A 10,766-nucleotide genomic window follows, 5' to 3' on the forward strand; every position below is an offset into this window, starting at 1 on the left:
TTTTTCAATTTTTATCCAAAGAGATGTTCGACAACATCCTCTATCTTCGTTACTAAAATAACCTTTATTCCCGTTCCTGTGTAGGAGATCTTGTTGTATTTGGATACGAGAATCTCAGAAAAGCCCAATTTCTCTGCTTCCTGAATGCGTTGATCCACGCGATTAATCGGTCGAATCTCTCCTGAAAGTCCTACTTCACCGGCAAAAGTTACCCCTTTTTGAATGGAGATATCTTGATCAGAAGATAAGATTGCCGCTACAACTCCTAAGTCAATGGCAGGATCATCCACGGTAATTCCCCCCGTAATATTTAAAAAGACGTCTTTTTGCCCTAAACGGAATCCTGCTCTTTTCTCTAATACCGCCAACAACATATTGAGTCGCTTCAGATTATATCCTGTTGCACTACGCTGAGGGGTTCCATAGACAGCAGTACTCACCAGTGATTGCACTTCCACCATCAGCGGACGCATTCCCTCTAATGTGGCAGCAATAGCGGTTCCAGACAATTCTTCATCTTTATGAGAAATAAGAATCTCAGACGGATTAGAAACTTCGCGCAAGCCACTGCCTTGCATTTCGTAAATGCCCAATTCTGCGGTAGAACCAAAGCGGTTTTTATTGGCGCGCAAAATACGGTACACGTGATTGCGATCCCCTTCAAATTGTAAAACCGTATCGACCATATGCTCCAACATTTTCGGACCAGCTATGCTTCCATCTTTGGTAATGTGTCCGATAATTAATACAGGTGTTCCCGTTTCTTTGGCAAATTTGGTCAACTCTGCCGTACACTCTTTAATCTGTGAAACCGTACCAGCAGAAGATTCAATATAATCCGTGTGTAGGGTTTGAATAGAGTCAATTATCAACACATCGGGTTGAATTTCTTCAATCTGACGAAAGATATTTTGGGTATTGGTTTCCGTTAGGATATAACAATTCTCATTATTGGGATTGATGCGTTCTGCACGCATTTTGATTTGCTTCTGACTTTCTTCTCCGGAAACATATAACACTTTAAAAGGTAAGCGCAATGATATTTGCAACAACAACGTACTTTTTCCGATCCCTGGTTCTCCACCTAGTAAAACCATAGATCCAGGCACTAAACCGCCTCCTAAAACACGGTTTAACTCCCCATCCAACGTATTCATTCGGATTTCTTCTGCACTGTCAATCTCCTTTACTTTCAATGGCTTCGCCACGCGCTTAGAAGTAGACGCATTGGCACTAACCGCCTTCCATGCCGTTTTCTCCTCTTTCTGAATCACTTCCTCTACCAAGGTATTCCATTCCTTACACGTCGGACATTGCCCCATCCATTTAGGAGTTTGAGCGCCACAACTTTGACAGAAAAACGCCGTTTTTACTTTTGCCATGCTTGCCTATACTTTTAGTTCTAAACTTCAAATTTACAACTAAAAGCGCAAAATATAGCGTTCTATTGATAGAAGTAGAAATACCTCTCTGATAAAATAAATTTAATTTTATTTTCAACTATTGATATGACTTGATCCAACCTCGAAATTGTTCTATATAAGTTTTCCCTACGGGAATAATCCGCTTGCCGATAAATAATCGGTTACGCTCAATCGTATCGATTTGATCCAAGCGAACCACATAAGATCTATCCATGTACCCTCATAAAATACGCAGTTGGCAATTTCTTTACCAATTTTGCAAAGCGTGTCGAGAATAATAAGCCATGGGTTCTTTAAATGTAAACACAAGTAATCTTTCCCCCCTCAATAAGCCCTAATTCTTTCAAAAATATTTTTATCGATTTTCCATCTGTTTTGACAAATAGAAAGTCTGAACCACCTTATTCTTGTTCGGATAAGATCTCTTGAGGTTGGGACTGGAAATGTGCTTTTGCTTTTCGGCAAGTTATAAATTGGGACATAGTACCTTGAAAGTAAAGCAAAGAGTAAATGCGAACTAGGAAGGACTAGGAATGCTGTAATCTTACCTTCTTCTCGAGTGATAGATAGGCAATAACAAAAAGGACAACGCGCCTAAAACGACAACAATAGCCGTTTGCGTAGTCCACAGAATCCAGCCAAAGGCGGTTCCTGCAACAGAAGAAACTTGATATAAGAGCAGTATTTCTGCTAAAATAAGAGGAAAGGCACCAAAGCCACCATTGGTAAAGGATACGGCAAAACTTCCTGCTACAAAGGCCGACATAATCATCGGAAAAGTCAGCGTACTTGTTTCAGTTAAAGCCAGTGTTCCAAAATAAAAAGTAGCGATGTATCCGATCCAAATGACAAGGGTATAGCTCAAAAATTCGAGCTTCGTAGGCATTTTAAAAATACTATTGACTCCTTCTACCAAGCCTTTTAATTTGCGTTTCACAAAAGCGATTGGCTTCCATGTAACATAGAGAAAGATCAAGATTAGACCGATCAAACCGATCAAGGCAAAAAGCCCCAACCAAGCTAATTGTTCTACAGGGACATAGCGCAACAAGAAATCCTTTAACACGTCATACTGCAGAATAAGCGCTGTAAAAACGCATAGTAATAGACAAACTAAGTCGATCACGCGTTCTGAAACAATACTGCCAAAACTCTTGTCAAAGGGAATCTGCTGATATTTTTGTAAGACTAGCGCACGAGAGACTTCCCCTGATCTAGGAACCGTTAAATTCATGAGGTAACCGATATTGATGGCCATAAAATTGGTCCAGGTAGAAGCGGGATATCCCATGTAATTTAGGGCGTATTTCCAGCGATAGGCACGAGCCCAAAGACTGATAATAGAAAAGATTGAAGCGATGATAACATAGTTATAATCTGCACCCTTAAAGTGCAACATCATCTCCTCAATCTGTTCGGGTGTAAATTTAGCAAAAGCGTAATAAACTAAAAAAACTCCCAACGCAAGTGGGAGTATGATGGATATTAATTTATTAACGGTCTTCTTCAATCTATTGAATTAAGTTAAGCTATTGTTCTCTTCGTTAGGAAAAACAATAGAAGGTCTAAATGACTTCGCTTCTTCAAAATCCATTATTCCATACGAAATAATGATAACGATATCCCCTTTGTGCACCTTACGTGCTGCTGGTCCATTTAGTGTAATTTCACCACTGTTTCGTGGACCTGGAATCGCATAAGTTTCAAAACGTTCTCCATTGTTGATATTTACAATAGAAACTTTTTCACCTTCAATCATATTAGCAGCCTCCAATAAAGCTTCGTCTATGGTAATACTTCCAATATAATGTAAATCGGCTCCCGTAACGGTAACACGATGAATTTTTGATTTTACTACTTCAACTTGCATTTCGCGATAGTTTAATTAAAAGATAAATTGTCAATTAATCGAACACCTTCAATATGGGCAACTAAAAAACCTCTATACTTGTGTCCTGCTTCTTTGATTGTTGCAGTTTTTAGCGTCTCCTCGTCGGCAATTGTAAAGTATTCGAGGTCAAAGGTAGAATTATTTTTAAATTGAGACTCAACAAATTGATTAACTTTTTCAATCGATTCCGTTTTAAACAACTCCTCTGCTTGTTTCAGCACCTGATACAAGAAGGTTGACTGTTGCAAGCCTTGGTCTGAAATACGCTCATTTCTAGAGCTCATTGCCAATCCATCTATTGCTCTAAAGATCGGAACTCCAACAATTGTAACGGATAAATGTTCTTTTTCGACTAATTTTCGAATGATCTGAAGTTGTTGAAAATCCTTCTCTCCAAAGTAAGCTTTGGTTGGCTCCACTAATTCAAATAACTTCTTAACAATCGTACCCACTCCATCAAAATGACCGGGACGCTGTGCTCCTTCCATTTCAAATTCTAACCCGTCATAATCGAACTTTTTAGCAACCGTTTCTCCGGCGTAAATCTCTTCAACTGAAGGTGAAAAAACGACAATTTGATCTGATAATGAGCGGATAATATCCAAATCTCGCTCTAATGTACGAGGATATTTCGCCAAATCTTCTGCATTATTGAACTGCGTCGGATTGACAAAAATACTAACTACCGTACACCCATTTTCTTGTAGGGATTGTTCCATCAAAGAAAGGTGTCCACGGTGTATAGCCCCCATTGTAGGGACTAAACCAATGGTTTGGTTTGTCTTGTGAAAAGTCTCTAAATAAGCTTGTAATTCGACTTTTGTATGAAAAAGAAACATCTACTTCGTGTTTTAAATAATGGCAAAATTAGTTAATTCGAGAAATAACTCCATAAAATTTCGTAAATTTGCAAAGTTTTATTTATTTCAACAGAAACTATTTTTGAAGATGAAAGATAAGAGGATATTGTACGTATCATCTGAAGTGGTACCCTATTTAGCAGAAAATGAAGTCTCATTAATGTCTTATGATGCGCCTAAAATGATTAATGAACAGGGAGGGCAAATAAGAATTTTTATGCCGAAATACGGTAGCATCAATGAAAGAAGACACCAATTACACGAAGTAATCCGCCTATCTGGGATGAATCTCGTTGTGAATGATATGGATATGCCTTTGATAATCAAAGTGGCTTCAATTCCCAAAGAAAGGATTCAGGTTTACTTCATTGACAATGATGAATACTTTAAGAGAAAGTCAACGTTTTCAGACGAAGACGGTGTTCTATACCCAGATAATGACGAGAGAGCCATTTTCTTTACCAAAGGTGTAATAGAAACAATTAAGAAATTAAACTGGGTTCCCGATATCATCCACGTTCAAGGTTGGATGGCTTCTTTGTTACCTACGTATTTAAGAAATTACTATAAAGACGAAGCTATTTTTGCAGACACAAAAATCGTTACGTCTATTTTTGATGAAGGTTTTGAAGGAACCTTGAGTGATTCAATGCACACCAAAGTAGCTTTTGACAACCTTCCAAAAGAGGATGTTGCAGATTTTGAAAAAGCCACTTATCACAACATAATGGTTAATGCAGTTAAGAATTCAGATGGAGTGATCTTAGCGTCTGAGAACATTCCAACAGATTTAACAAAATATATAGAATCTTCTAATAAACCTTTCTTACCTTACGCTACTAAAGAAGAATTTGCTGAGGCATATACTACTTTTTACAATCAATTTTTATAATACTAACGCATATATCGATTTAGTAGATGAATTACAAAGGCATCATAAAAACATTAGCAATCCTAGCTGGCGTGGCTAGTTTACAATCATGTGACAAAGATTTTACTGAAATTGGAGGAGAAATTATTGGAGATAACGATTTAAACATTGACACGTATCAAGTAAGTGATCTTACAGCCTACACCCAACCTTACGGCGTTTTGGCAACCCGAAACTTAGCCAATATGCCCTTTGGTTCACTTGATAATGGCGAATTTGGAAGAGCAAATAGCAGCTTTGTAACACAAGTACTGTCTTCTTCTTCAACGTTTACCATGATGAAACCAACCGCGGTGATCGATTCTGTTTATGTATACATACCGTACTACTCACAATACGACAAAGTACAAGACGAAGTTACCTTGTATAAATTATTAAACGTTACGGGAGATGGCACCTTCAATCTAGAGGTGTATGAAAATGGATACTTCTTACAAGATGTCAATCCAGGTACAGGAAAGACGCTAGACTATTTTTCGGATGCATCTGCTCAATACGAGCAATACAAGAATCCAAAATTACTTAACGACTCTCCAAACGTTAAACAGAATAAATCGTTTGAGTTTACCAAACAAAACATCATTCTATACAAATACGATGATAAAGGTCAACTCGTAAAAGATGAAACCACTGGAAAACCCGTTGAAAAAGAAAGATTAGCTCCTGGGGTATGGCTAGATTTAAACAAAGAGCATTTTCAAAAATTTGCTACTACCACCTATAACCTAAACGATCAATCGCAATTTAAAAACTTTTTTAGAGGATTATACTTCAAAGCTTCTGGCAATTCTAGTACAGGTGCCTTGGGTCTATTGAATATTGGACAAGGTAAATTAGTACTTAAATACCACCAAGAGGTTGAAGAAGTAAATGATGAAGGACAAACCATTAAGAAGAAACAACATCTTACGGCTACCCTTCCATTTTCTAAAGCAGCGGATGCTGATAACACCACGGCTTATGGAGATAACCTCAATATTAGTTTAAACACGACAGAAGGGAATAAGCACACGACTTTAGGAAACAAAAAAGAAGGAGATGCAATGTTGTACGTAAAAGGCGGTGAAGGAAATGTAGCAGTTATTGACTTATTCAACAAAAACGATTTCGAAGAGCTCAAAAAGCTGAAAGAGATGAACGTCTTGATCAACGACGCGATCTTAACGGTGCACCTTGACGAAACAGCAATGACCAAAAATCAGATTCCTGAGCGCTTATATCTATATAATTACGACAACGGAACACCTATTTCCGATTTTATAAATGACAACTCAGCGAATGCTTCATACAGCAAATTGCTATTTGGGGGTATTTACCAGGCAACCAATGAGGAGTTAAAAATAAAAGGAAATACGTACAAATTCAGACTAACAGAATACATTCGCTCGATTCTAAAAAGCAAGGAGCTAAAAAGCCCTAAGCTAGCCATCGCTGCGACATTCAACTACAACGAAGCCCTTACGAACACGGTGGCTAAAGGCATCAACAGTAAGTTGAAAACAGAAATTGAAAACACACCTGAAAACGTAACTTATGTACCTTCTTTATCGGCTATGCAGCCTTTGGGTACAGTAATTTACGGAACAAATACTACCTCTAGCAAAAAAATGACACTACAAATATTTTATACTAAAACTAAAAATTAATTATTTATGTGTGGAATCGTTGGATACATAGGTCATAGAGATGCATATCCGGTAATCATCAAAGGATTAACACGCTTAGAATACCGTGGGTATGACAGTGCAGGTTTAGCCGTATTTGATGGTGAAACGATCAATCTTTGCAAAACGAAAGGAAAAGTTGCTGATTTGGAAGCGAAAGCTACAGCAGCAATCAAAAAAGGTACGATAGGAATTGGGCACACTCGTTGGGCTACTCATGGCGTACCAAATGACGTAAACTCTCACCCTCATTTTTCAAATTCAGGTGAATTAGTCATTATACACAATGGAATCATTGAAAACTATGATTCGCTAAAACAAGAATTAATTAAACGCGGTTATACTTTCAAATCAGAAACAGATACAGAAGTATTAATCAACCTAATCGAAGACGTACAAAAAACGCAAAAGGTAAAATTAGGAAAAGCAGTGCAAATTGCCCTAAACCAAGTCGTTGGAGCTTATGCAATTGCCGTAATGGACATCAAAAAACCCAATGAGATTGTAGCCGCACGTTTAGGTAGCCCGTTAGCTATTGGAATTGGTGAAAATGAGTATTTTATTACTTCTGACGCCTCTCCTTTTATCGAATACACCAATAACGCCATTTATTTAGAAGATGAAGAAATGGCCATTATACGCTTACACAAACCTTTAACTATCCGCAAGATTAAAGATGATTCTTTGGTTAATCACTATGCGCAAGAGTTGCAATTAAACTTGGAGCAAATTGAGAAAAACGGATACGATCACTTCATGTTAAAAGAGATTTACGAACAACCAGACGTAATTCGCGATACATTTAGAGGTCGTTTATTGGCAGATCAAGGGTTGATCAAAATGGCAGGTATCGAAGATAATCTTGATAAATTCCTCAATGCAAAACGAATCATTATCGCTGCATGTGGAACATCTTGGCACGCTGCTTTAGTAGCGGAATACATCATCGAAGAATTTGCAAGAATACCCGTTGAAGTAGAATACGCCTCTGAGTTTAGATATAGAAATCCGATCATCAATAGCGATGACGTGATTATCGCCATCTCTCAATCTGGAGAAACAGCAGATACGTTAGCTGCAATTAAATTAGCAAAAACGAAAGGTGCTTTTGTCTTTGGTGTTTGCAATGTTGTAGGCTCTTCTATTTCAAGAGAAACACATGCAGGTGCTTATACACACGCTGGTCCAGAAATCGGAGTTGCTTCAACAAAAGCGTTTACTACGCAAATTACAGTACTCACGTTAATTGCCTTGCGCTTAGCTAAGTCCAAAGGCTCTCTATCCAATTCGGAGTATTTAAAATACTTACACGAACTAGAATTAATTCCGGAACGCGTAAAAGAAGCTTTAGTACAAAACGAAGAAGTTTTAAAGATTGCCGAAGTATATAAAGACGCTACAAACTGTCTATACCTAGGACGAGGATATAACTACCCAGTTGCTTTAGAAGGTGCTTTAAAACTAAAAGAAATATCGTATATCCATGCCGAAGGCTATCCTGCTGCAGAGATGAAACACGGACCAATTGCCTTAATTGACGAACACATGCCTGTTATTGTCATTGCACCGGATCAAATGCACTACGACAAAGTGGTAAGTAACATCCAAGAGATTAAAGCACGAAGCGGAAAAATCATTGCAGTTGTTACAAAAGGAGACAAACAAGTAAGAGAATTAGCGGATCACGTAATTGAAGTGCCAGGTATTTCTGAGGCATTAACGCCAATTTTGACCACAATTCCACTACAATTATTGTCTTATCACATTGCGGTTTTAAGAAATTGTAACGTAGACCAGCCTCGTAATTTAGCGAAGTCGGTAACGGTTGAATAAACACAAAATGCGACCCCAATTAGGGCTCGCATTTTTTTATATATAAATAAATTTTTAATCATTTTCATATTAAGAGAAAAAAACTATCTTTGCACTCTGAAAAAGTAGTTTTTTTCATTAAACGTAAATAGCTGTTAAATAAATACATAAGCAATGTCTAAAGTTACAGGAAAAGTTGCGCAAGTTATCGGACCAGTAGTTGACGTAGTCTTCAACACTGAGCACGCCGAACTTCCAAAAATTTATGATTCATTAGAAATCACTAAACCAGATGGTTCTAAATTAGTACTTGAAGTACAATCACACATTGGAGAGAATACAGTTCGTACAATTTCAATGGACTCAACAGACGGATTAAGTAGAGGTTACGACGTAGCTGCTACAGGATCTCCTATCCAAGTTCCAATCGGAAAAGAGGTGTTTGGTAGATTGTTTAATGTTGTTGGAGACGCTATTGATGGTCTTGGGAATTTACCTAAAGCAGGAGCTAGCGGATTGCCAATCCACAGACCTGCACCAAAATTCGAAGACTTATCTACTTCTACGGAAGTATTATTCACTGGAATTAAAGTAATTGACTTAATTGAGCCTTATGCAAAAGGGGGGAAAATTGGATTATTCGGTGGAGCTGGAGTAGGTAAAACAGTATTGATTCAAGAATTAATTAACAATATCGCAAAAGGTCACGGTGGTCTTTCTGTATTCGCAGGAGTTGGAGAGCGTACACGTGAAGGAAACGACTTATTGCGCGAGATGTTAGAGTCAGGTATTATTAAATACGGAGATGACTTTATGCACTCAATGGAAAATGGCGGATGGGACTTATCAAAAGTTGACCGTGAATTAATGAAAGATTCTAAATGTACTTTCTTATTCGGTCAGATGAATGAGCCACCAGGAGCACGTGCACGTGTTGCATTATCAGGTTTAACAATTGCTGAGTTCTTCCGTGATGGTGCTGGAGACGACCAAGGAAAAGACGTACTTTTCTTCGTTGACAACATCTTCCGTTTTACACAAGCAGGATCTGAGGTATCCGCTTTATTAGGTCGTATGCCATCAGCAGTAGGATACCAACCAACATTAGCAACAGAAATGGGTGCAATGCAGGAGCGTATTACATCAACTACAAAAGGATCAATTACTTCAGTTCAAGCAGTTTATGTACCTGCGGATGACTTAACTGACCCGGCACCAGCGACAACTTTCGCCCACTTAGATGCTACAACAGTATTGTCTCGTAAAATTGCTGAGTTAGGTATTTACCCTGCAGTAGACCCATTAGATTCTACTTCGCGTATCTTATCACCAGAAATTTTAGGTAAAGAGCACTATGCTTGTGCACAACGAGTAAAAGAAATCTTACAGAAATACAAAGAGTTACAAGATATCATCGCGATTTTAGGTATGGAAGAGTTATCTGAAGAAGATAAATTAGCCGTACACAGAGCGCGTCGTGTACAACGTTTCTTATCTCAACCTTTCCACGTTGCAGAGCAATTTACAGGTATCCCTGGAGTTCTTGTAGATATTAAAGATACAATCAAAGGTTTTAATATGATTATTGATGGTGAATTAGACCGTTTACCAGAAGCAGCTTTCAACTTGAAAGGTTCAATCGAAGAAGTGATTGCAGCTGGAGAGAAAATGCTTGCTGAAGTTTAATAATCACTTAAAAAACAACTATTATGAGATTAGAAATTGTATCACCTGAAGCTACCTTATTTGCTGGAGAAGTTACTTCTGTATCGGTTCCAGGTGTTAATGGTGAGTTTCAAATGTTAAATAATCACGCGGCTATTGTTTCTTTATTGACAAAAGGCAATGTGAAGTTTACAGGAAATAACATTTCTATTAAAGAGCCATTTAATTCAAAGTTCGTTAAAGTTAGCAACGACACTTACCACTTACCGATTACAATGGGTACAGTTGAATTAAGTGATAACAAGATTATTATTTTAGCTAACTAAGTAGCTAATGAAATATAAAAAGCCCGATTCTTTCGAATCGGGCTTTTTTTGTGCTATAAGTATCGGAGTCATTGAAGAAGAAGTGCTTCCCCTCCTTTTTTTTCTTTATCGATTCCCGGATCAAGCGCAAAAGTTGGGGAGGAAGTTGTAAAATAATATATTTGCATCATGATGGATAGCAAAGAAATACTAA

At 37.8% G+C, this 10,766-nt stretch carries 10 protein-coding genes; 5 read left to right on the plus strand and 5 right to left on the minus strand.

The features are described from left to right. Window positions 1-11: 11 nt before the first annotated feature. The 5 genes from radA to panC form a co-directional block, all read right to left on the minus strand. The gene (gene radA / locus ACPDG9_RS13600; RefSeq protein ID WP_430528266.1) at window positions 12-1,382 is read right to left on the minus strand and encodes a DNA repair protein RadA; all 1,371 of its coding nucleotides are present in this window, start codon (window positions 1,380-1,382) and stop codon (window positions 12-14) included. A 118-nt stretch (window positions 1,383-1,500) separates the two neighbouring features. Beyond that, the gene (locus tag ACPDG9_RS13605) at window positions 1,501-1,638 is read right to left on the minus strand and encodes a hypothetical protein (protein ID WP_430528267.1); all 138 of its coding nucleotides are present in this window, start codon (window positions 1,636-1,638) and stop codon (window positions 1,501-1,503) included. A gap of 330 nt (window positions 1,639-1,968) precedes the next feature. Next, window positions 1,969-2,934 carry a lysylphosphatidylglycerol synthase transmembrane domain-containing protein gene (locus tag ACPDG9_RS13610; protein ID WP_430528268.1) on the minus strand — a complete coding sequence of 322 codons (966 nt, stop codon included), beginning with the start codon at window positions 2,932-2,934 and terminating at the stop codon, window positions 1,969-1,971. Between the two features lie 9 nt (window positions 2,935-2,943). Beyond that, window positions 2,944-3,294 (minus strand): aspartate 1-decarboxylase, encoded by a 351-nt coding sequence (gene panD, locus ACPDG9_RS13615; protein ID WP_286440628.1) that lies wholly within the window; start codon window positions 3,292-3,294, stop codon window positions 2,944-2,946. Between the two features lie 11 nt (window positions 3,295-3,305). After that, complete coding sequence (gene panC / locus ACPDG9_RS13620) at window positions 3,306-4,154, minus strand: pantoate--beta-alanine ligase (RefSeq protein WP_430528269.1); 849 nt, start codon at window positions 4,152-4,154, stop codon at window positions 3,306-3,308. Window positions 4,155-4,263: 109 nt separating this feature from the next. Between panC and ACPDG9_RS13625 the strand changes: the two genes are divergently transcribed. The 5 genes from ACPDG9_RS13625 to ACPDG9_RS13645 all read left to right on the plus strand — a co-directional run bounded on the left by ACPDG9_RS13625 (window position 4,264) and on the right by ACPDG9_RS13645 (window position 10,573). Continuing rightward, window positions 4,264-5,067: a glycogen/starch synthase gene (locus ACPDG9_RS13625; RefSeq protein ID WP_430528270.1), complete on the plus strand. Its 804-nt coding sequence runs from the start codon at window positions 4,264-4,266 to the stop codon at window positions 5,065-5,067. A 26-nt stretch (window positions 5,068-5,093) separates the two neighbouring features. Next, complete coding sequence (locus tag ACPDG9_RS13630; RefSeq protein ID WP_430528271.1) at window positions 5,094-6,752, plus strand: DUF4270 domain-containing protein; 1,659 nt, start codon at window positions 5,094-5,096, stop codon at window positions 6,750-6,752. Window positions 6,753-6,758: 6 nt separating this feature from the next. Continuing rightward, a complete protein-coding gene (gene glmS, locus ACPDG9_RS13635) occupies window positions 6,759-8,603 on the plus strand; it encodes a glutamine--fructose-6-phosphate transaminase (isomerizing) (protein ID WP_430528272.1) in 1,845 nt (614 codons plus the stop codon). A 153-nt stretch (window positions 8,604-8,756) separates the two neighbouring features. Next, complete coding sequence (gene atpD, locus ACPDG9_RS13640; RefSeq protein ID WP_430528273.1) at window positions 8,757-10,268, plus strand: F0F1 ATP synthase subunit beta; 1,512 nt, start codon at window positions 8,757-8,759, stop codon at window positions 10,266-10,268. Window positions 10,269-10,291: 23 nt separating this feature from the next. Further along, window positions 10,292-10,573, plus strand: coding sequence for a F0F1 ATP synthase subunit epsilon (locus tag ACPDG9_RS13645; RefSeq protein ID WP_430528274.1), 282 nt, complete (start codon window positions 10,292-10,294; stop codon window positions 10,571-10,573). The last annotated feature ends 193 nt before the right edge of the window (window positions 10,574-10,766 follow it).

The organism is Myroides sp. C6-3 (genome assembly GCF_050522425.1).
GTDB lineage: Bacteria > Bacteroidota > Bacteroidia > Flavobacteriales > Flavobacteriaceae > Flavobacterium.